Below are 21,776 nucleotides of genomic sequence, written 5' to 3'. Positions count from 1 at the left end.
GAAACGTCGTCGGCTCCCGCGGGGTGTGGTTGATTCTAATTTCGCGCTAAATTTGACTCCGAACTTCGGCGGTCTATTTTCGCGCGAAATTCGAATCCTGCGGGTCGGGAGGGTCAGCTGATCTTGGGTTCGAGGACCTTCCACCAGTCCGCGAGGGTCGGGCGTTCGGCGAGGTCGGCGAAGGTGATCTGGACGCCTTGCTTGCGCCACTGCTCGACGAGGGTCATGATCCGCACCGAGTCCAGGCCCCAGTCGATGAGGTCCTCGTCGTCGGCGAGTTCCGAGGGGTCTTCGTAGAGCAGCTCGGCGACCTGCTCGCGGACCGCTTCGAGGGTGAGCTTCTCAGCCATGGTTCGGGGTTCTCCTGCTGGGTCGTTCGGGTTCAGGCGACTTCGGACTCGTGGGCGACGAGGTCGCGGCACAGGTTGCGGGTGGTGTCGACGACGCCGCAGTTGCGGGCGGCGTAGGAGACGGCCATCTCGTGGTCGGCGCGCGAGAAGTCGGCGACCGCGTCGGCGACGTAGAACGCCTGGACCTCCTGCTGGAACGCCTCCGCTGCGGTCATCAGGCAGCCGATGTGCGCGTAGATGCCGGTGATGATCAGCTGGTCGCGGCCCCACTCCTGCATCCGGCGGCGCAGGTCCGTGCGCTGGAAAGCGCTGTAGCGCCACTTGATCAGCTGGACGTCACCTGCTCCGGGCGCCAGCTCGTCGATGATCGCCTCCATGGCCGGGTCGGCGACCCCCGGTCCCCACCACTCCAGTTGCAGTCCGCGCTGGTCCGGGGTCTGGCCGCCCGGCTGGGCGCAGTAGACCACCGGAACGCCTGCGGCGCGGGCACGTTCGCGCAGCAGCGCGATGTTGGGCACGACCTGGTTCAGCGGTTCGGCGCCGGGGGTGAAGGCGTTGACGAAATGCCGCTCCATGTCGTGGATCAGCAGCACCGCGCGTTCCGGGTCGGGCCGCCAGGAGACCTTGTTCGCCGGCAGCTCGCCGTCCTGCGGAACGGTGTAGGGTGCGATGCTCGGAAGCGCCACGGCTCCCCCTTCGATGTCTTCTCGTCGTGGAAAGTCGTTGTCAGCGGCCGAGTTGCGGCACCAGCTCGCGGCTGATGGCCTCGCGCAGGTCGCGCTTGGAGACCTTGCCGACGCCGGTCTGCGGGAACTGCTCGACGAACACCACGCGGTCCGGGACCTTGTAGCCGGCCAGGCCGCGCTCGCGGACGAACTTGATCAGCTCGCGCGCCTTCGGCCGCTCACCGCGCGGGACGACGAACGCGCAGGTCCGCTCCCCCAGGTAGTCGTCGGGCATGGACACCACGGCGGCGTCGTGCACGGCGGGGTGGGCCAGCAGGTGGTTCTCGACCTCTTCGGCGGCGACCTTCTCGCCACCCCGGTTGATCTGGTCCTTCGCCCGGCCTTCGACGACGATGTTGCCCTCGGCGGTGAACCGGACGACGTCGCCGGTGCGGTAGAAGCCCTCGGGGGTGAAGGCGCGCGCGTTGTGCTCATCGGCCTTGTAGTAGCCGCGGATCGTGTAGGGGCCGCGGGTGAGCAGGTGCCCCGTCTCCCCCGCCGCGACGGGGTCGTCCTGGTCGTCGACCACCAGCACCTCGTCGTCGGGCGAGATCGGCCGCCCCTGGGTGGTGACGATGACGTCCTCGGGGTCGTCCAGCCGCGTGTAGTTGACCAGGCCCTCGGCCATGCCGAACACCTGCTGCAACGTCGCACCGAGCACCGGGCGGACCCGCCGGGCGACCTCCTCGCTGCACTTGGCGCCGCCGACCTGCAGCACCTCCAGGCTGGACAGGTCGTGCTGAGCGTCGGCCGCGGCGTCGAGCCACAGCAGCGCCAGCGGCGGAACCGCGGCGGTCAGCGTCACCCGCTCCCGCTCGACGAGCGGGAAGACCTCGTCGGGGCTGGGCCTGCGGGCGAGCACGACCCGGCCGCCGGCGTGCAGCACGCCGAAGGTGCCGGGCGAGCTCATCGGGAAGTTGTGCGCGGCGGGCAGCGCCACGAGGTAGACGGTGTCCTCGGTGACGCCGCAGAGGTCGTTGCTGGCGCGGAAGGAGTAGATGTAGTCGTCGTGGGTGCGCGGGATCAGCTTGGGCACGCCCGTGCTACCGCCGGAGAGCTGCAGGAACGCGATGTCGCTCGGCGTGGGCTCGTCCAGCTCCCCCGGGTCGGCGTCCACATCGGACAGCGCGGTGAACTCACCGGGGTCGCCGACGACGAACACCTGCAGCCCCTCCTGCTCGGCGGAGACGTCGGCGGCCAGCGCCCGGTGGTCGAACCCGGCCTCGGTGTCGACGGTGATGTAGGCGGCGGCCTCGCTGAACCCGCAGAAGTAGGAGATCTCGGTCAGCCGGTGCGAGGGCAGCGCGAACACCGGCACCGCGCCCAGCCGGAACAGCCCGAAGCAGACCTCGAAGAACTCGGCGACGTTGGGCAGCTGGACGACGACCCGGTCGCCCTTGCCGATCCCGCGCTCGCGCAGCCCGGCTGCCAGCCGGTCGGCGCGGCGGTCCAGTTCGCCGTAGGTGATCCGGCGTGCGCCCTCGACGACGGCGACGCGGTCGGGGTGCTTGGTGGCGCGCACCCGCAGCAGCTGGCCGAAGGTGTAGCCCTGCCAGTACCCCGCCGCGCGGTAGCGCTCGGCCAACTCGTCCGGCCAGAGCGTCACGCCGGGCAGATTTGCGATCATGATCGACTGCTTTCCCCTCAGACTGCCTGGCTCAGGCCCATCGCGGTGAGCGCGGTGCGGAACTTCGCGGAGGTCTCGGCGAGTTCGTCGGCCGGGTCGGAGCCCGGAACGATTCCGGCACCGGCGAACAGCCGCATCTCCTGGTCTTCGACCTCGGCGCAGCGGATGGCCACGACCCACTCGCCGTCACCGGCGGCGTCGCACCAGCCCACCATTCCCGCGTAGTAGCCGCGTTCGAACGGCTCCGTCTCGGCGATGACCTCGCGCGCGCGGTCGATCGGGGCGCCGCACACCGCCGGGGTCGGGTGCAGCGCGTCGGCCAGGTGCAGCGAGGTCGTCGAGCCGTCGCGGAGCTCGCCGGTGATCTCGGTGGCCAGGTGCCACATCGCGTTGGTGCTGACCACCGTCGGCGCCTGCGGCACGTGCAGTTCGGTGCAGAACGGGCGCAGCGCCTCGGCCACGGCTTCCACCACCACGGCGTGCTCGCGGTGGTCCTTCTCCGAGGCCGCCAGTTCGGCGGCGCGCCGCTGGTCCTCGTCCGGGTCGGTGCTGCGCGGCCGGGATCCGGCCATCGGGTTGGAGCGGACCTGGTTGCCGCGCCGGGACACCAGCAGCTCGGGGCTGGCGCCCAGGAAGGTGCGCTCCAGCGGGGGCTTCGGGCCGTAGCTGTCGCGGGTTCCGTCCTCGCCGCGGCGCGGCAGGTCGACGGCGAAGGTGTAGCTGGTGGGGTCGGCCATCGCCAGGTTGCGCAGCACCTCGCGGACGTCGATCGCCTCCGCCGAGGTCAGCTCCAGGCTGCGCGCCAGCACGGCCTTGGTGAGGTCACCGTCCTCCATGCGCCGCAGGGCCCGCGCGACGCCGCGCTCGTACTCCTCGGGTTCCGGGACCGGCCGCAGCGAGCAGGCGGGCGCGGAGACCGGTTTCTGCTGCGGCACCAGCACGTTCAGCGGTTCGGCGCGCACGACCTCCTCGGGCAGGACCAGGTGCGCGGGCAGGGTGCCGCCGAAGGGCACCGCCCCGACCACCATCGGGTTGCGGCGGCCGAACTCGACCGCGCCGTCGAGGAATTCCTGCATCCGGGCGGGTAAGTCCGAGCGCGCGCACTGGGTCTTGGACATGGTGGCGGCCACGCCTCGGGTCAGCAGCACCCCGCGCGCGCTGGAGAACAGGAAGGACTGGCCCTGCTCGTAGGCGGCCAGCAGGCGGGCGGCGGCGTCGTCGGCGAGTGCGTCGTCAACGGCGTCGATGCGCCCGTCGGTCTCGATCGTGGTCATGACAACCTTTCGGCGAATCGCGGAGGTCAGGCGCGCAGCGTGGCGCCGCCGTCGACGTACAGGTCGTGCATCGTGATGTGCCCGGCCTCGTCGGAGGCGAGGAAGACCACCGCGTTGGCGATGTCGTCCGGGGTGGCGAGCTTGCGCAGCGGTATGCCGGCCTTGTAGGTCTCCAGCGAGCCGGCGATGACCCGGTCCGGGCTATTGCCGTCGGTCCACATCCCGCGCTGCATGTCGGTGTCGGTGGAGCCGGGCGCGACGATGTTGCAGCGGATGCCGTACTCGGCCAGCTCCAGGCCCAGCGACTTGGTGAACATCGTGGCGGCGGCCTTGGACGCGGCGTAGGCGGCCATCGAGTGGCGCGGCACGCCCGCGGCGTTGGAGCCGACGGTGACGATGGATCCTCTGCGCCGCGAGATCATGTGCTTCGACACCTCCCGGCACACGTTGAACACACCGGTGGTGTTGACCGCGAAGGTGCGCTGCCACTCGGCGTCGGTGAGCTCCTGCACCGTGGCGACCTGGAGCACGCCCGCGACGTTGGCGAGCACGTCGATGGGGCCCTGCTCGGCTTCGACGCGCGTGACCACCTCGGTGACCGCGGCCGGGTCGGCCACGTCGGCGCGGTAGGCGCGCACCCGGTGTCCTTCGGCGGCGAGCTTCTCGGCCGTCTCGATGGCCTTGTCCCCGTTGCGGTCCACTGCCGCGACGTCGGCCCCCAGCTCGGCGAGCGCTCTCGCCACAGCGGCACCGATCCCCTGGCCGGCGCCGGTCACGATGGCAACCTTGTCGCTGATCCCCGTGCGGTTCATCTCGCCCTTCACTCAACTGAGGCTAGCCTAACCTTCGTCAGGCGAGCCTGAGTTTAGAACATGAACCGGAATCGAATCTCCCGCCAATGAGGTGGCATTGATCACCGATGACGCACGGTCATCGGGCGAATCCGCTGCTCACATGGGAGCAACGGCGCATACCGGACGATGCAGCGGATCAGCGGGCGATGCCGCGGGCGAAGCCGAGTTCCAGCAGGTCCTGCGGGCGCAGCCTGAGGTGGTCGGCGAGTTCGGGAACCTCGGAGGGCTCGCGCTTGAGGATCGCCGCGGCGGACTCCGGGGCGATCACCGCGAAGTAGGCGTCGGCGGTCACCCAGGTGTTCTCCGGAGCCGCCAGCGCCAGCGCGCCGCCGGAGCCGCCCTCCCCGATGACCAGCGTCGTCACCGGCACGCGGGCGTCGGCGACGGCACCGAAGACCTCGGCGATGGCCGGACCGACACCGCCTCGCTCGGCCTCGGCGTCGTTGGCGGCACCGGGGGTGTCGACCAGGGTGAGCACCGGGATGCGGAGCTGGTCGGCGAGCCGGATCAGGCGTGCCGCCGTGCGGAAACCGGCCGGGGAGTTGCGGCCGCCGGTCTGCGCGGCGAAGGCCACCGCGCGCCCGTCGTGATCGCCGAAACCGCAGATCATGTTCTCGTCGCGACCGCCGGCGCGGTCACCGCTGATCTCGAACCGCGCGCTGAAGTAGGCGTCCAGGTAGTCACCGGCGCGGGGCCGGTCGGCCGCACGAGCTCGCTCGACGGCCTGCATGCCCGTCTCCGGCAGCCGTTCCGCGCCGAGCGCGGCGGGCAGCGGCGCGGGTTCCGGCGCGCGGGTCAGCCGGGCCGGGTGCAGCAGCGACACCAGCTCGGCGAGCACCCGCGGCAGGTCCGCCTCCTCGACGACGCGGTCCACCTGGCCGTGGTCGAGCTTGCCCTCGGCGCGGAAGTCCTCGCCGTCCTCCTCCGCCGAGCGCACGCGGGCGCCGCCGAAGGAGATGCGGGCGCCTGGGACGGCCAGCACGACGTCGGCCGCGGCACCCATCGCCGCCCACATGCCACCGGTGGTCGGGTCGCGCAGCACCGCGACGTGCGGGATGCGGTCCTGCCCGGCCAGCTGACAGGCGCGGGTGATCGCCTGGAGCTGCTGCAGCGCGCGGATGCCCTCCTGCATGCGGCTTCCACCGGAGGCGATCAGCGAGATCACCGGGAGCCGCTGCTCGCGGGCGTGCTCGAAGGCCGCCACGATGCGCGCACCGGTGTCCTCGCCGACCGAGCCGCCGAGGAAGGCGAAGTCGAACGCGATCAGCACGGCTTCCCGCCCGCCGAGCCCGGCCCGGCCGCACAGCACCGATTCGTCGGTGCCGGAGCGGCCGGACGCGCGGGCGCGCTGGTCGGCGTAGCCGGGCCAGTCGAGCGGACCGTCGGCGCTGGTGCGCCGCGACGGCGGCTCGAACTCCACGAAGCCCTGGCCGATGCTGTCGACCAGCGCGCGAACCGCGCTGTGCTCAGCCATTTCCCGGCCCCTTCTGCAGGGCCTTCTTCTGGACCTTGCCCATCTCGTTGCGCGGCAGCGCGTCGCGGAAGCGGACCTCGCGCGGGCGCTTGTGCGGGGTGAGCAGCCGCGCCACGTGGTCGACCAAGTCGGCGTCGGCGGCCTGCTGACCGGGCGCGAGCACCACCCAGGCGATGATGCGCTCGCCCAGGTCGGCGTCGGCTTCGCCGGTGACGGCGACCTCGGCCACCGCGGGGTGTTCCAGGAGGCAGTTCTCGATCTCGCCCGCGCCGATCTTGTAACCGCCGCTCTTGATGATGTCGGTGGCCTTGCGGCCGACGATGCGGATGTAGCCGTCGGCGGCGCGGGTGGCCATGTCGCCGGTGCGGAACCAGCCGTCGGCGAAGGCGGCCTCGGTGGCGTCCGGGCGGTTGAGGTAGCCGCTGAACAGGTTGGCGCCGCGCACCAGGATCTCGCCCACGGTCTCGTCATCGCTGGTGGTGATCTCCGCGCCCTGCTCGTCGACGAGCTTGAGCTCGACGCCTGCGAAGGGCTTGCCGACGTATCCGGGGCGGCGGTCGCCGTCGGCGCGCACACCGCAGTTCATGATCGTCTCGCTCATGCCGTAGCGCTCGACGACGCGCTGGCCGGTGAGCCGTTCGATGCGCTCGTGCTCCACCGCGGGCAGCGCCGCCGAGCCCGACACCAGCAGGCGGGCCTTGCCGACGGCCTGACCGATCTGCGGGTCGCTCTCGGCGTCCTCGGCGAGCCGGTGGTACATGGTCGGCACGCCGAACATCATCGTGGCCGGGCCGGAGAGCTCCTCGGCGATCGCCTTCGAGGAGAACTTGCCCAAGTGGTGCACGGTTCCGCCGAGGCGGACCGGGCCGAGGGTGCCCAGGATCAGGCCGTGCACGTGGAACAGCGGCAGCGCGTGCGCCAGCACGTCGGCCGAGGTCCACTCCCACGCCTCGGCCAGGGCGGCCAGGTTGGCGCTCAGCGCGCGACGGGGCAGCACGACGCCCTTGGGCGGGCCGGTCGTGCCGGAGGTGTAGACGATCAGCGCGGGCGCGTCGGCGCCGGCTTCGGCGGGCAGGTCGCCGCCGCGCGCGGTCACGTCGATCTCGGCGACCTCGACGTCGCCGAGGCCGGCGGGCGGGGTGAAGCCGGGTTCGGCGAGCAGCAGTTCGGGCCGGCTGTCGCCGAGGATGTGGGCGAGCTCCCGCTCCCCCACCTTCGGGTTGATCGGCACCACGGCGACGCCGGCGCCCAGTCCGCCGATGACCGCCGCGGCGGTCTCCAGCGTGTTGGTGGCCCACACCGCGATGCGCCGCTTACCGGCGACGCGCTCGGCGATCGCACCGGCGAGACCGGCCAATTCCCGGTATGTCAGGGCCCGCGCGCCGAAACGCAGCGCCTCGGAGTCGTCGGGTTCGCGCAACTTGGGGAACAGCACCTGGTCGGCCATGGCCACCTCCGGGTCCTCACCGGGCAATTTCTCACCGGCGGACCCGCACCGCCCGGCGAGCCGGGTCAGCAGTGGTCCACTGGCTGATCCAACTTTTGCCGTCTGGGACGAAACGAGTCAAGGGAATGTGGCAGAATTGGCTCAGCCAGTTTGCCTCTTTCCGATTCAGGAGCGCGCCGGTGTCCGATTCCCTCCGTCCGCTGAACCGACCGCGCCTCTACGAGCAGGTCGTCCAGCGGCTGCGCGAGCACGTGGCGGACTCCGGCCTGCGCGCCGGCGACCGGCTGCCCCCGGAACGCACCCTCGCCGAACAGCTCGGCGTGAGCCGGGCGTCGGTGAAGCAGGCGATCGTCGTGCTGGAGGTGCAGGGCCTGGTCGAGGTCCGCCACGGCGGCGGAACCTACCTGCTGCGCGAGTCGCTGGAGGTCGAGCCGGTCGAGGAGCTCGTGGAGCGCAAGCGGCGGCTGCCCGACGTCCTCGACGCCCGCGAAGGCATGGAGACCAAGCTGGCGGAGCTGGCCGCCCAGCGGCGCACCGACGAGGACATGGCCGAGATCGACGCCGCGCTGGCCGCGATGCGCGCCGAGATCGAGGACGGCGAGATCGGCCAGGACGGCGACCGGCGGTTCCACGCCGCGGTGACCGCCGCCGCGCACAGCGCGCTGCTCGCCGAGTTCATGCGCACCATCGCCGCGGAGATCGCCGAGAGCCGCAACGAGTCGTTGCGGCAGCCGCGCAGGCCCCCCAAGTCGCTGGCCCAGCACGAACGCATCGCCGAGGCGATCCGCAACGGAGAGGCCAGGGCCGCCGCCTCGGCCATGGCCCGCCACCTGCGCACGGTCAGCCGGGTGCGGCTGCTGGACTGGGACCCCGAGGGCTGATCGCGGCGTCACCCGATAGGCTGCCGCAGGTTTCTCTCGTGGGGGTCAGCGCTTCGGTGATCGGGTGGTTGTTGGGCACGGCGGGCACCGCTGCCCTGGGCGCGGTCTTCCCGCTGGTGAACATCGAGCTCTACCTGCTCGGAGTGGTCCCCACCGTGCAGAGCGTGCCGTGGTGGGCCTTCGCGCTGGCCGCCGCGATCGGCCAGGTCGCCGCGAAGACGCTGTTCTACCTCGCGGGCAAGGGCGGTTTCGCGCTCGGCGAGCGGTTGAGCAAGCGGGTCCAGAAGGAGCGCACCGGGCGCTGGGCGGCCTGGGTGGAGCGGTTCCACCAGCGCACCCAGGAGCACCCCTGGTGGGGCATGACCGTGCTGGCGGTCAGCGCCGTTCCCGGCATCCCGCCGTTCAGCCTGATGTCGTTGCTCTCCGGCGCCGCCGGACTCCCCCTGCTGGGTTACCTCGCCGCGAGCCTGGTCGGGCGCATCGGCCACTTCCTCATCGTGGCAGGCGCACCCGAAGTGGTGAGCTGGCTGGGTTCCTGACCCGAACCGGTGGCGCGCGCATAGTTCGGCCGCGCGAGGGGAAACCACAGATCGGTCCGCGTTTCGACACGAGGGGAGCCGATCTCGATGGCCAACGGCGACGCCAAGCACGAGCAGCTGGACGGGGTCCGCGCCGACCTCACCGACACCGAGCTGACCACGCAGCAGGGCGTGCGGGTCGACCACACCGACGACTCGTTGCAGGCCGGTGAGCGCGGTCCGACGCTGCTGGAGGACTTCCACTTCCGGGAGAAGGTCACCCACTTCGACCACGAGCGGATCCCCGAACGGGTGGTGCACGCGCGAGGCGCGGGTGCCTACGGGCACTTCCAGCCCTACGACGGCTGGCTGGGCGAGCACACCGTCGCGAAGTTCCTGACCGACCCGAACGTGCGCACTCCCCTGTTCGTGCGGTTCTCCACCGTCGCGGGCTCGCGCGGCTCGGCCGACACCGTGCGCGACGTGCGCGGGTTCGCCACCAAGTTCTACACCGAGCAGGGCAACTACGACCTGGTCGGCAACAACATGCCGGTGTTCTTCATCCAGGACGGCATCAAGTTCCCCGACTTCGTGCACGCGGTGAAACCCGAGCCGCACAACGAGATCCCGCAGGCCGCCTCCGCGCACGACACGCTGTGGGACTTCGTCTCGCTGCAGCCGGAGACGTTGCACATGATCATGTGGCTGATGTCGGACCGGGCGCTGCCGCGCAGCTACCGGATGATGCAGGGCTTCGGCGTGCACACCTTCCGGCTGGTCAACGCCCAGGGCAAGGGCACGTTCGTGAAGTTCCACTGGAAGCCCTTGCTGGGCAGCCATTCCCTGGTGTGGGACGAGTGCCAGAAGATCGCCGGCGCGGACGCCGACTTCAACCGCCGCGACCTGTGGGACGCCATCGAGGCGGGCCAGTACCCGGAGTGGGAACTGGGCGTGCAGCTGGTCGACGAGTCCGACGAGTTCGCCTTCGACTTCGACCTGCTGGACGCCACCAAGATCATCCCCGAGGAGCAGGTCCCGGTGCGGCCGGTGGGCAAGATGGTGCTCGACCGCAACCCGGACAACTTCTTCGCCGAGACCGAGCAGGTCGCCTTCCACACCGCCAACGTCGTGCCCGGCATCGACTTCACCAACGATCCGCTGCTGCAGGCCCGCAACTTCTCCTACCTGGACACCCAGCTGATCCGGCTGGGCGGGCCGAACTTCGCGCAGATCCCGATCAACCGGCCGGTCGCGGAGGTCTCGACCAACCAGCGCGACGGCTACGGCCAGCAGCGCATCCACAGGGGGCAGACGAACTACACGCCCAACAGCCTCGGCGGCGGATGTCCCGCGATCGCCGATTCGGAGGTGTTCCGCCACTACCAGACGCGGGTGGACGGTGACAAGATCCGCAAGCGCAGCGAGAGCTTCACCGATCACTACAGCCAGGCCACGCTGTTCTGGAACAGCCAGTCCGACTGGGAAAAGGACCACATCGTTGACGCCTTCCGCTTCGAGCTCGGCAAGGTCGGCCACCAGCACGTGCGCGAGCGCGTCCTCGCCGAGCTCGTCCACGTCGACCGCGACCTGGCCGTGGCGGTCGCGCACGGGCTCGGGCTCGAGCCGCCGGAGGGCGGCACCGAGAACCACGGCCGCAGCTCCCCGGCGCTGAGCCTGGCCAACTCCCCCACCGATTCGATCGCGACTCGCAAGGTCGCCGTGCTGGTCGCCGACGGGGTCGACGCCACCGAGGTCGAGCAGATCCGGCGCGGCCTGTCCGAGCGCGGCGCGACCGCCGAGGTGCTGGGCGCCGGCCACGACGGGCGGGCGCGCGGCGCCGACGGATCCGAAGTGGACATCGACGTGGCGGCGCGCACCGCGATGTCGGTGGTCTACGACGGGGTGATCGTGCCCGGCGGGAGCGAGAGCGCCCGGACGCTGGCCGCCGACGGGCACGCCGTGCACTTCGTCGCCGAGGCCTACAAGCACCACAAGCCCGTCGCGGCCAGCGACGAGGGGCTGGAGGTGCTGCGGCGAGCGGGCATCGCCACCGACGGCGAGGGCACCGACCGGGGCGTCGTGCTGGCCGCGAACACCGGCGGCTCGCTGCCGGACCAGTTCGTCGAGCAGTTCGCCGCCGCTCTGGGCAAGCACCGGGAGTGGGACCGCGACACCGCCTCGATACCCGCCTGATCAATCCTTTTCACACCGTTCGGGGGATCTGCGACGATCACCCGCAGGCTCCCGCCGTGCACCGAGGGTGACGTTGAGTACCAGTAGTGTCACACTCCGCGAGCCCGAGGGAGCCGTCGCGGGTGACATCTTCTAACGTGCGGCTCCGTGAACATTCTGCGAACGATGCCCGTCGAGGACATCCTCACTCGGGGTGAGCGCAGCGGTCTGGTCCGCCGTCTCACCGGTAAGGAACTCGTCGGGTTCGGCATCGGAATCATCATCGGCACCGGTGTTTTCACCCTCGCCGGGATCGAGGCCAAGGACCACGCCGGTCCCGCCGTCGTGCTGTCCTTCGTCATCGGCGGCATCGTGGCGGCGCTGGCGGCCCTGGCCTACGCCGAGCTGGCCTCATCGGTGCCCACGGCGGGAAGCGCCTACACCTACGCCTACGCGACGCTGGGCGAGCTGTTCGCCTGGATCATCGGCTGGGACCTGCTGCTGGAGTTCGCCCTCGGCGCGGCGGTGGTGTCGCGGAGCTGGTCGGGCTACATCGCCAACCTGCTGGGCCTGCCGCAGGCGTGGTTCGGCGAGGACGCCACGGTCAACGTGGGTGCGATGCTGATCATCGCGGCGCTGACCGCGGTGGCGGTCATCGGCATCCGCGAGTCCTCGTGGCTGACCAACGCGCTGGTCGTGGTCAAGGTCGCGGTGTGCGTGCTGGTCATCGTCGCCGGCCTGTTCTTCGTCAACGGCGCCAACCTGGACCCGTTCGTCCCCCCGGCCCAGCCCGCCGAGACCGGGGCGAGCGCCCTGGAGCAGCCGCTGGTGTCGGCGCTGCTGGGCATGGAGCAGTCGGTCTACGGCTTCGGCGGCGTGCTCACCGCGGCGGCCATCGTGTTCTTCGCCTACACCGGTTTCGAGGCGCTGGCAAACCTCGGCGAGGAGACCAAGCGTCCCCGGCGCGACCTGCCGGTGGGCCTGCTGGGCAGCCTCATCGTCTGCACCCTGCTGTACGTGCTGGTGGCGTTCGTGCTGGCCGCGATGGTCGACTACCAGCAGATCGACGAGGGCGCCCCGCTGGCGGCGGCGTTCCAGTCGGTCGGCCAGCCGTGGGTGGCCGCGCTGATCTCGCTGGGCGCGGTGACCGGTCTGACCTCGGTGATGATGGTGGAGCTGGTGACCATCGGCCGCATCGGGTTCGCGATGAGCCGCGACGGCCTGCTGCCCCCGAAGCTGTCGCAGGTGCACCCGAAGTGGGGCACCCCGCACCGGATGACCATCGGCGGCGCGGTGGTGATCATCGTGCTGGCCGGGTTCATCCCGATCTCAGAGCTGTCGGACATGGTCAGCATCGGCGCGCTGTCCGGGTTCCTGATCGTGGCGCTGGCGGTGCCGGTGCTGCGGCGCACCAAGCCCGATCTGCCCCGCCCGTTCCGGATGCCGCTGTCGCCGGTGCTGCCGGTCATCACCGCCCTGGCGTGCCTGTACCTGATGTCGAACCTGGACGTGGTGACCTGGCTGCGTTTCGCCGTGTGGCTGGCGCTGGGCCTGGTGATCTACTTCGCCTACGGCCGCAGGCACGCCCACCTGGGTCGGCGCAGCGTCCAGCCGGCCGAGGACTGACCGACAGGAGGGCCCGATCGGCGCTACGGTCGATGGTGCCCGAGCCCATCATCTTGGAGGTTCGATGAATCCCGAGACGCCCGAGGCCGACGCCGTCGAGCAGTCGCGCCGAGCCGAGGACCTGCCCGATGAGGACGAGGCGGTGCCGGCGGAAGTGCCGCTCGACGCCGATCCGGCCGATTTCTCCGAGCAGTCCAGAGCGGTGCCGGTCGAGGAGGACTACGACCGCTGACCGGTCCGATGACGCCGGGTCCTGCTGGTCAGGGGCCCGGCGTCGTCGTCACGGCAGGACTCGGGTGGGGTTGAGGACGTTGTGGGGGTCCAGCGCGGCCTTGATCGCGCGTGAGGCCCACAGGCCGGCTTCGTCGAGCTCCCGGCCCAGCCAGTCGCGCTTGAGCTGCCCGACGCCGTGCTCGCCGGTGATGGTGCCGCCCAGGTCCAGGCCGAGCTGCATGATCGCGTCGAAGGCCTGCTGGGCGCGAGCGGTCTCGTCGGCGTCGACGTCGTCGAAGGCGACCACCGGGTGCATGTTGCCGTCACCGGCGTGCCCGGAGCACAGCACCTGCACGCGGTGCTCCTCCGCGATGCGCTGCAAGCCCTCCACCAGGTCGACCAGGTGACGGCGGGGCACGCAGACGTCGTCGACGAGCAGCGCCTTGCCGAGCTTCTCGTGCGCGTCGCCGACCAGGCGGCGGGCCTGCATCAGCATCTCGCCCTCGGCGGCGCTGTCGGAGACCACGACCTCGGCCGCGCCCATCGCGCGCGCCACCCGCTCGAAGGCCGCGAGATCGGCCGGGGCGTCGGCCCCGCGATCGGACTGCACCAGCAGCATCGCCGCCATGCCCTCGGGAAATCCCAGGTCGGCGATCTGCTGGACGGCCTTGACCGAGGAGGCGTCCATGAACTCCAGCACGGACGGCTGGTAGCCCTCCGCGAGGTAGCCGGAGACGGTGCGGGCCGAGCCGGCGACCTCGGGGAAGAACGCGACGGCGGTCAGCGGCTGGGCGCTGGCGGGGCGCAGCGCGACGGTCACCTCGGTGACCACGCCGAGGGTCCCCTCGGCGCCGACCATCAGGCGGGTCAGGTCGTAGCCGGCGACGCCCTTGGCGGTGCGGCGGCCGGCCCGCATCACCCTGCCGTCGGCCAGCACGACCTCCAGACCGCGCACGAAGTCACCGGTCACCCCGTACTTCACGCAGCACATGCCGCCCGCGTTGGTGGAGACGTTGCCGCCGATGGTGGAGATGCTGCGCGAGCCCGGGTCCGGCGGGTAGAACAGGCCCTTCTCCGCGACGGCGGCGGCCAGCACCCCGTTGACGACCCCGGGCTGCACCACGGCCAGCTGCTCGTCGGGGTCGATGTCGAGGATGGCGTCCATCTTCTCCAGCGACAGCAGCACGCAGCCGTCGAGGGCGTTGGCCGCGCCCGACAGACCGGAGCGCGCGCCTTGCGGAACGACCGGGACCCGGTTCTCGTGGGCCCACTTCAGCACCGTCGCCACGTCACCGGTGTCGTAGGCCCGCACGAGCGCGGCCGGAGTTCCGGCCGGGCAGAACGTGGCCCGGTCACGGCTGTGCGCCGCCAGCACGTCCGGATCGTCGAACACACGGCCCTCGGGCAGCAGCTCCCGCAGCGCGTCGGTGGAGATCATCGCCTCGTCTCTCCCAGGCTTTCGAACAGGTCCTACCACCGCGAACCTAGCCCGCCGAACACCTCAATCCCACCCCGAGTGATTTTCTCCCCTCTTCCCCCTCTCGCTCCTCCCGCACCCCTCAAAACGGATTTCAGTGGAACTCGGGTCCCTGATTTCCACTGAAATCGGGTCCCCGAGTTCCACTGAAATCCTCTACCTCGCGGGTCAGTTGATGCCTGGGGCGATCATGGTGAGCCAGACGACGATCGGGGCGATGACGACCATGGCTCCGCCGTAGAGGGCCAGGCCCTTGAACACGGAGTCGCGCTCGGGCTCGCGGGAGTTGGCGAGCATGATGGCGCCGCTGGTGGAGAACGGGCTGATGTCGACCACCGTGGAGGCGATCGCCAGTCCGGCGACCATGCCCGCGATGCCGACCTCGCCCGCGGCCATGAGCGGCACCGCCAGCGGGATCAGCGCGCCGAGCAGGCCGGTGGACGAGGCGAACGCCGACACGACCGCGCCGATGAGGCACAGCAGGAACGCCGACAGCAGCGGGACGCCGATGCCGCTGACCGCCTTGCTGACGTAGTCGACCGTGCCCAGCTCCTGCAGCACGCTGACGTAGGTGAGCACACCGCAGATCAGCAGCACGGTGGGCCAGGTGACGTTCTTGACCGCGTCGCGGTGCGCCTGCGGCGAGATGACGCCGAGCACCACCGCGACGGTGATCGCCACCAGCCCGATGTCCAGCTCCAGGAACAGGGTCAGCACGACCATGGTCACGATGCCCAGCAGGGTCAGCGCCTTGTCCCAGCTCATCTCGACCTTCGCCAGCATGGTGGCGTCGCGCGCCGCGCCCGGTGCGTCGGCCGGCACCGGGGCTTCGGCGGTCTTTCGGCCCCCGAGCAGCACGAAGGCGACCGCGGCGAAGACGAGGTTGAGCACGAAGCTGGCGAAGAACAGGAACAGCGGACTGCCCTGCAGCCCGCTGTCGTCGACGACGCCGTTGACGATGACGCCGAACACCGAGATCGGCGAGAACCCTCCGACCATCGTGCCGTGCACGACCATCACCGACATCAGCAGCGGGCTGATGCCGTGCTTGGCGGCCAGTCCCATCGCGACGGGGGCGATGATGGCCACCGCCGCGGGCGGCACCGCGCCGATGGCGGTCAGCAGCGCCGAGACCGCGAGCATCACCCACGGCACCAGCGCCAGCCTCCCGCGCACCAGTTGCACCGACCGGTAGACCAGCCAGTCGATGGTGCCGTTGGCGCGGGCGATGGCGAACAGGTACGTGACACCGACGAGCACCATGAAGATCTCGCCGGGGAATCCGGCCAGGATGTCGTCGGAGCTCATCCCGCCGGCGAGGGTGCCGACGAGGAAGGCGGCGGCGAAGGCGAGCGCGCCCATGTTGACCGAGAACACGCCGGTGATGACGAAGATGGCCACCAGCGCCAGGATCGAGATCAGTTCGGGCGACATCCTCAGTCCCCCGATCTGCCGGTCAGCTCGGCGATCGCGGCGGTGACGCCACCCGGTTGGTGCGGCACACCGGCCAGGGCGAGCCCGGCTTCGACGACGCCGAGGGTCCCGAGCAGGGTGGCGTCGTTGAAGGCGCCGAGGTGCCCGATGCGGAAGACCTTCTTGGCCACTTTGGACAGTCCCGCGCCGAGCGAGGTGTCGAAGTGCTCCAGGATGAGCTCGCGCAGGTGGTCGGCATCGTGGTCCGGCGGCATCAGCACGGCGGTCAGCGCGCTGCTGTAGTCGGTTCCGGGTGTGGTCGCGGGATCTCGGCAGAGGACTTCCAGTCCCCAGGCGCGCACGGCGGCGCGGGTGGCCGCGGCGTGCCGGTCATGACGCGCGTAGACCTCGTCGAGCCCCTCGTCGAGCAGCATCGACAGGGCTTCGCGCAGGCCGAAGAGCAGGTTGGTGGGCGGGGTGTAGCGGAAGTAGCCCTGCTTGCCGGCGTCGAGCTGAGGCTGCCAGTCCCAGTAGGACTTGGTGAGCTTCGACGACTGCGCGGCCAGCAGCGCCTTGGCGCTGATGACGTTGATGCCGATGCCCGGCGGCAGCATCAGGCCCTTCTGCGAGCAGCTGATGGTGACGTCCACGCCCCACTCGTCGTGCCGGTAGTCCACCGAGCCCAGCGAGGAGATCGTGTCGACCAGCAGCAGCGCCGGGTGGTCGGCCGCGTCGAGGGCCGCGCGCACCGCTGCGATGTCGGTGACAACGCCGGTGGAGGTCTCGTTGTGCACCACGGCCACGGCTTTGATCCGGTGCTCGGAGTCGGCGCGCAGCCGCTGCTCGATGACGCCGGGGTCGGCGCCGCTGCGCCAGTCCCCCGGGATCGTCTCGGGCCGCAGGCCGAGCGTGGCGGCCAGTTCGGACCACTGGTCGGAGAAGTGCCCGGTCTCGCACATCAGGACGGCGTCGCCGGGCGAGAGCGTGTTGACCAGGGCGGCCTCCCACGCCCCGGTTCCCGAGGACGGGTAGATCACGACGTCGGCGGAAGTGCGCGCCACGGCGCGGAGTTTGTCGAAGACCTCCAGGGCGAGGTCGGCGAAGTCGGGGCCCCGGTGGTCGATGGTGGGTTTGGCGATCGCGTGCAGGACCCGGTCGGGAACGTTGGTCGGACCGGGGATCTGCAGGAAGTGACGACTGCTGGCAACGGACATTCGTTCCTCCACGGTGAGGACGCTCTTCCGGCATGTGAAAACCAAGTCTCGGTGGGTTGAATTCTGTAGACAGCGAGCCGATCATGTCAAGTGGCTCACTTCCCCCTTGACAACGGTTCTAGCTGGTCACGGCAGCGAAATCGGCCGGAAAACGCTGGAAGGAAACCCAGTGCGCAACGTCGCCACCGCAGGGATCGCCACCGAACTCGCCCGGAGCCTGGACGGCAACGTCCGCTTCGACGACTACACCCGCCACCTCTACTCCACCGACGCCAGCATGTACCGGGTCCGCCCCTTCGGCGTGGTCTTCCCGCGCCATGCCGAGGACGTCGCCACCACCGTCCGGTTGTGCCGGGAAGCCGGTGTCGCCGTGCTGCCGCGCGGTGCGGGGACCAGCCACTGCGGGCAGACCGTCGGCGAGGCTGTGGTGCTGGACTTCTCCAAGCACATGAACCGGATCCTGGAGCTCGACCCGGAACGCGGGATCGCGCGGGTGCAGCCCGGAGTGGTGCAGGACGAGCTCAACCTCGCCGCAGGAGCGCACGGGCTGTTCTTCGCGCCGGACACCTCCACCAGCAACCGCGCCACGCTCGGCGGGATGATCGGCAACAACTCCTGCGGTTCCCGCTCGGCCCGCTACGGCATGACCATCGACCACGTCGAAGGACTGGAAGTCGTGCTCTCCGACGGCACCCCGGTGTCGCTGGGCGAGCTGTCGGCCGCCGAGCTCGCGGCGAAGTCCACTTCGGACACGCTGGAGGGCCGGATCCACCGGCGGTTGCCCGAGATCGTCGATTCCGCGCGGCCGGGGCTGGCCGAGCAGACGCAGCAGTTCTGGCGGCGGGCCGGTGGCTACCGGCTGGACCGGCTCGCCGAGGGACCGTTCGACCTGGCGAAGTTCGTCGTCGGCGCCGAGGGAACACTGGTCACCGTCACCGAAGCGCTGGTGCGGCTCACCCCGAAGCCGAAGGCGACCGTGATGGTCGTCGGGCACTTCGACTCCACCGCCGCGTGCATCGCGGGCACCGACGCGGCGATGCGCACCGGTGCCGCCGGGATCGAGATGGTGGACAACTTCATCCTCGACCTCGCCCGCCGGTCTCCGGAGCACGCGCACCTCTTCGGCGCGCTGGAAGGAGATCCGCGTGCGCTGATGTTCGCCGAGTTCTACGGCGACACCGTCGAGGAGGCCCGCGCCGCGGCCGAAGGACTCGTGGCCGCCTGGCGAGCCGAAGGGCACGGCTACGCGACTCGACTGGCCGCCACCGACGCCGAGCTCGCGCCGCTGCGCGCCCTGCGCAAGTCCGGGCTCGGGCTGCTGATGGCCGCGGGCGACTCCACCGAGCGGTCGGTGGCTTTCGTCGAGGACACCGCCGTGCCACCGGAGCACCTGGCCGAGTACACGACCCGGTTCGCCGAGATCCTCGACGACCACGGGCTGCGCGCCGGGTTCTACGGGCACGCCTCGGCCGGCTGCCTGCACGTGCGCCCGTTCATGGACCTCACCCGCCCCGACCAGGTCGCCACCATGCGCAAGGTCGCCGAGCAGGTCTGCGATCTCGCGCTGTCCTACGGCGGGGTGAACTCCAGCGAGCACGGCGACGGGTACGCGCGCAGCGAGTTCAACCGGAAAATCTTCGGCGACACCGTCTACGAGGCGATGCGGGAGGTCAAGACGCTGTTCGACCCGAACGGCATCATGAACCCGGGCAAGATCGTCGACGCTCCGCCGATGACCGAGAACCTGCGCGAGCCGACGATCCCGGTGGCAGCGCCGCTGGACACGCACTTCGACTTCACCCGCTACGGCGGGATGCGCGGGGAGGCCGAGCGCTGCCAGCGCATCGGCGCCTGCCGCAAGCCCGACACCTCGGGCGGGGTGATGTGCCCGTCGTTCATGGCGACCCGCGACGAGGAGCACTCCACGCGGGGCCGGGCGAACGCCCTCGTGCTCGCGCTCTCCGAGCCCGACCCGAAGGCGGCGCTGGGCGGCGACCGGCTCAACGAGGTGCTCGACCTGTGCCTGGAGTGCAAGGCGTGCCAGCACGAATGCCCGATGTCGGTGGACATGGCCACGCTCAAGAGCGAAGCCCTGGCCCACCACCACGCGCAGCACGGGACCGACCTGCGGACGCGGATCTTCGGCTCCACCCGACTGCTCTACCGGCTGGGCGCGATGGCCGCGCCGCTGACCAACGCGCTCGCCCGGCCGAAGCCGGTGCGGGCCCTGATGCAGAAGATCGCCGGGATCGACAGCAGGCGCCCGCTGCCCGGTTTCAGCCGGGACGACCTGGTGCGCTGGAACCGGTCGCGTCCCGCCACGCCGACCGCCCCGGGAGTCGCCCCGGGCGAGCGGGGCGATGTGGTGTTCCTGGCCGACTCGTTCACCAGCCACACCGAACCGGCCATCGGCCGGGCCGCGATCCGCCTCCTCGAACACGCGGGCTGGCGGGTGCGGGTCGAGTCGCAGGTGTGCTGCGCGCGCCCGCAGATCTCCAAAGGCCTTCTCCCCCAGGCGAAGAAGGTGGCCGGGAAGCTGGTCGCCAAGCTCGCGCCGGAGGCGGAGCGGGGCGTGCCGATCGTGGGCTGCGAGCCGTCGTGCGTGTCGACGCTGTGCGACGAGCACCCCAGGCTGCTGGGCGACTCGCGGGTGGCCGGCAGCGCGAGCCTCGTCGAGGACCTGCTCCTGGAGGCCTTGGACGACGGCACCCTCACGCCGTCACCGGGTCCGGAGAAGGTCCTGTTCCACGGCCACTGCCACCAGAAGGCGGTGCTGGGCACGACCTCGTCGGCGCGCCTGCTGCGACACCTCTCCGAGGTCGACGTGCTCGACGCGGGCTGCTGCGGCATGGCCGGTTCGTTCGGTTTCGAGACCGAGCACTACGAGCTGTCGATGCGCATCGGCGGTCAGCGGCTCTTCCCCGCGATCGAGGGTTCGGCCGATGAGGCGGTGGCCGCCACAGGGGTGTCCTGCCGCCTGCAGGTCGCCCACGGGACCGGGCGTGAGGCCAAGCACCCGGTCGAGCTGCTCCACGACGCCGTCTTCGGATGACGCGACCGCGGCAGGTGGCTGTTTGGGTCCGAACCGTCCTGTTCGTCCGGACGGTTCGGACCAGAACCGCCCGTCACCGGCTCACGCGGGCCAGAGGCCGAAGAGGGAGGCGAAGCCCTCCCGCCAGCTCGGCCAGGTGGGCTTCCAGCCCAGGGTCTCGCGGAGCCGGAAGTTGCTCGCCCCGCGCTGCTCGGTGAGCTGGTGCACGGTCAGCCAGTCCAGCTGGGAGTTCGCCTGGTCCGTGGTCAGCGTGACCGGGGCGGGAGCACCGGCCATCCTGGCGTAGGCGGGCAGCCACTCGCTGGACTCGGCCGGCTCGTTGTCGACGACGTTGTAGGCGCCCGGATCGCCGCCTTCGAGCAGCTCCAGGATCACTCCGGCGGCGTCGTCCACGTGGGTGAAGGAGGTGAGCCCGACCCCGTCGCCGACCAACGGCAGCTCGCTGCCGACCACGCGGGCGTGCACGTCACCGCCGGGCGCGTAGTGGGTGTCCGGGCCGTACAGCGAGCCGTAGCGCAGCGACACGCCCTCGATGCCGGTGCGGCTGAACAGGTCCTCCTCCACAGAGGCCAGAGCTCGCACCAGGTCCCCCCAGCGACCCGGGGCGTCGACCCACAGCGGTGCGTCCTCCTCCAGGACGTCGTGGCCGTGCGGGCGGTAGGCGGCCGTCATGCCCTGGGCGATGAACCGGCGCGCACCCGCCGTCACGGCGGCGTCCATCAGGTTCTTGGTGCCTCGTTCGCGGAGCTTCGCCGTGCGCTGCAGGGCTTCCTGCGGGTCGGCGGCACCGAAGGCGGAGCTCTGGTCGATCACGACGTCGGGAGCGGCGCGGCGCAGGTGCATGCGCAGCGCATCGGGATCCAGGAGATCGACCGCCGCGATCTCGTCGACGGACAGCTCTTCCAACCGGTCAGCCCTGCGCGCCAGCGCCGTCACGTGATGACCGCGCTCCCGCAGCAGCGGCAGCAGCGCTCTCCCGATCACACCTGTCGCACCGGCGACAACCACACGCAGGGGCATTCCCCGGAACCTCGCATCTGGTCAAACGTCAGCGAGCCCTGAGGCTACCCCGGAACTCCTTGCCCCATCGGGTGAAACTCGCCGATGATCGACGAGAGGAAGATCATCTGCGACGAGCGGCGGGCCGGCTGGTCACGACCCGCCACCCGTCCAGACGGAGGAGTGTCACACCGTGCGGATGCCGGCCGCCTGCGGACCCTTGGGACCCTGGGCGATCTCGAACTCCACGCGCTGGTTCTCCTCCAACGTGCGGAAACCCGTGGCATCGATGGCGGAGTAGTGGGCGAAGACGTCAGAGCCGCCGCCGTCGGGGGTGATGAACCCGTAGCCCTTCTCGGCGTTGAACCACTTGACCGTACCGCTTGCCATTCCTTGTTCTCCCGTTCCTGCTGACCAGGGTCAACACTGCGCCGACCCCTGGTTGCCAGAGCTGATCACC

General features: G+C 70.7%; 18 protein-coding genes. 6 read left to right on the top strand and 12 right to left on the bottom strand.

What is annotated here, in order from left to right:
- Positions 1-113: 113 nt before the first annotated feature.
- The 7 genes from AB0J91_RS28665 to AB0J91_RS28635 form a co-directional block, all read right to left on the bottom strand.
- Entirely contained in the window at positions 114-350 is a 237-nt protein-coding gene (locus tag AB0J91_RS28665) for a phosphopantetheine-binding protein (RefSeq protein ID WP_363874945.1), read from the bottom strand.
- A gap of 32 nt (positions 351-382) precedes the next feature.
- Entirely contained in the window at positions 383-1,036 is a 654-nt protein-coding gene (locus AB0J91_RS28660) for an isochorismatase family protein (RefSeq protein WP_363874942.1), read from the bottom strand.
- 40 nt (positions 1,037-1,076) lie between these two features.
- Positions 1,077-2,702, bottom strand: coding sequence for a (2,3-dihydroxybenzoyl)adenylate synthase (locus AB0J91_RS28655; RefSeq protein WP_363874939.1), 1,626 nt, complete (start codon positions 2,700-2,702; stop codon positions 1,077-1,079).
- A 17-nt stretch (positions 2,703-2,719) separates the two neighbouring features.
- The gene (gene dhbC, locus AB0J91_RS28650; RefSeq protein ID WP_363874936.1) at positions 2,720-3,976 is read right to left on the bottom strand and encodes an isochorismate synthase DhbC; all 1,257 of its coding nucleotides are present in this window, start codon (positions 3,974-3,976) and stop codon (positions 2,720-2,722) included.
- 26 nt (positions 3,977-4,002) lie between these two features.
- Complete coding sequence (locus AB0J91_RS28645; RefSeq protein WP_363874951.1) at positions 4,003-4,788, bottom strand: 2,3-dihydro-2,3-dihydroxybenzoate dehydrogenase; 786 nt, start codon at positions 4,786-4,788, stop codon at positions 4,003-4,005.
- A 178-nt stretch (positions 4,789-4,966) separates the two neighbouring features.
- Positions 4,967-6,304, bottom strand: a complete 1,338-nt coding sequence (locus tag AB0J91_RS28640) for a carboxyl transferase domain-containing protein (RefSeq protein ID WP_363874933.1) — start codon at positions 6,302-6,304, stop codon at positions 4,967-4,969.
- Complete coding sequence (locus AB0J91_RS28635) at positions 6,297-7,751, bottom strand: acyl-CoA synthetase (RefSeq protein ID WP_363874948.1); 1,455 nt, start codon at positions 7,749-7,751, stop codon at positions 6,297-6,299. Before AB0J91_RS28635 ends, AB0J91_RS28640 begins: the two co-directional genes overlap by 8 nt.
- 179 nt (positions 7,752-7,930) lie before the next feature.
- On the opposite strand from AB0J91_RS28635, the gene AB0J91_RS28630 reads away from it, so the two are divergent.
- The 5 genes from AB0J91_RS28630 to AB0J91_RS28610 all read left to right on the top strand — a co-directional run bounded on the left by AB0J91_RS28630 (position 7,931) and on the right by AB0J91_RS28610 (position 13,180).
- Entirely contained in the window at positions 7,931-8,632 is a 702-nt protein-coding gene (locus tag AB0J91_RS28630) for a FadR/GntR family transcriptional regulator (protein WP_363874930.1), read from the top strand.
- Positions 8,633-8,670: 38 nt separating this feature from the next.
- Positions 8,671-9,171, top strand: coding sequence for a VTT domain-containing protein (locus AB0J91_RS28625; RefSeq protein ID WP_363794377.1), 501 nt, complete (start codon positions 8,671-8,673; stop codon positions 9,169-9,171).
- 87 nt (positions 9,172-9,258) lie between these two features.
- A complete protein-coding gene (locus AB0J91_RS28620) occupies positions 9,259-11,343 on the top strand; it encodes a catalase (RefSeq protein ID WP_363874927.1) in 2,085 nt (694 codons plus the stop codon).
- Between the two features lie 147 nt (positions 11,344-11,490).
- Positions 11,491-12,948, top strand: coding sequence for an amino acid permease (locus AB0J91_RS28615; RefSeq protein ID WP_363874924.1), 1,458 nt, complete (start codon positions 11,491-11,493; stop codon positions 12,946-12,948).
- 64 nt (positions 12,949-13,012) lie between these two features.
- Positions 13,013-13,180 carry a hypothetical protein gene (locus tag AB0J91_RS28610; RefSeq protein ID WP_363794383.1) on the top strand — a complete coding sequence of 56 codons (168 nt, stop codon included), beginning with the start codon at positions 13,013-13,015 and terminating at the stop codon, positions 13,178-13,180.
- 48 nt (positions 13,181-13,228) lie between these two features.
- Here AB0J91_RS28610 and AB0J91_RS28605 read toward each other — a convergent pair whose 3' ends face one another.
- The 3 genes from AB0J91_RS28605 to AB0J91_RS28595 all read right to left on the bottom strand — a co-directional run bounded on the left by AB0J91_RS28605 (position 13,229) and on the right by AB0J91_RS28595 (position 17,265).
- On the bottom strand, positions 13,229-14,599 hold the full coding sequence (locus tag AB0J91_RS28605) for an FAD-linked oxidase C-terminal domain-containing protein (protein WP_363874921.1): 1,371 nt from the start codon (positions 14,597-14,599) through the stop codon (positions 13,229-13,231).
- Between the two features lie 207 nt (positions 14,600-14,806).
- Positions 14,807-16,072, bottom strand: a complete 1,266-nt coding sequence (locus AB0J91_RS28600; protein WP_363874918.1) for an SLC13 family permease — start codon at positions 16,070-16,072, stop codon at positions 14,807-14,809.
- A gap of 2 nt (positions 16,073-16,074) precedes the next feature.
- Positions 16,075-17,265, bottom strand: a complete 1,191-nt coding sequence (locus tag AB0J91_RS28595) for an aminotransferase class V-fold PLP-dependent enzyme (RefSeq protein ID WP_363874916.1) — start codon at positions 17,263-17,265, stop codon at positions 16,075-16,077.
- Between the two features lie 169 nt (positions 17,266-17,434).
- Here AB0J91_RS28595 and AB0J91_RS28590 point away from each other — a divergent pair, with 169 nt between their 5' ends.
- Positions 17,435-20,317 (top strand): FAD-linked oxidase C-terminal domain-containing protein, encoded by a 2,883-nt coding sequence (locus tag AB0J91_RS28590; protein ID WP_363874913.1) that lies wholly within the window; start codon positions 17,435-17,437, stop codon positions 20,315-20,317.
- 81 nt (positions 20,318-20,398) lie between these two features.
- Here AB0J91_RS28590 and AB0J91_RS28585 read toward each other — a convergent pair whose 3' ends face one another.
- A complete protein-coding gene (locus AB0J91_RS28585; protein WP_363874910.1) occupies positions 20,399-21,337 on the bottom strand; it encodes an NAD(P)-dependent oxidoreductase in 939 nt (312 codons plus the stop codon).
- A gap of 165 nt (positions 21,338-21,502) precedes the next feature.
- Entirely contained in the window at positions 21,503-21,706 is a 204-nt protein-coding gene (locus AB0J91_RS28580; protein WP_145739725.1) for a cold-shock protein, read from the bottom strand.
- Positions 21,707-21,776 lie beyond the last annotated feature (70 nt).

This window comes from Saccharopolyspora sp. NPDC049357 (assembly GCF_040677225.1).
Classification (GTDB): domain Bacteria; phylum Actinomycetota; class Actinomycetes; order Mycobacteriales; family Pseudonocardiaceae; genus Saccharopolyspora.
The sequence above is the reverse complement of the archived record's forward strand: the minus strand, read 5'-3'. Positions and strand labels throughout refer to the sequence as shown.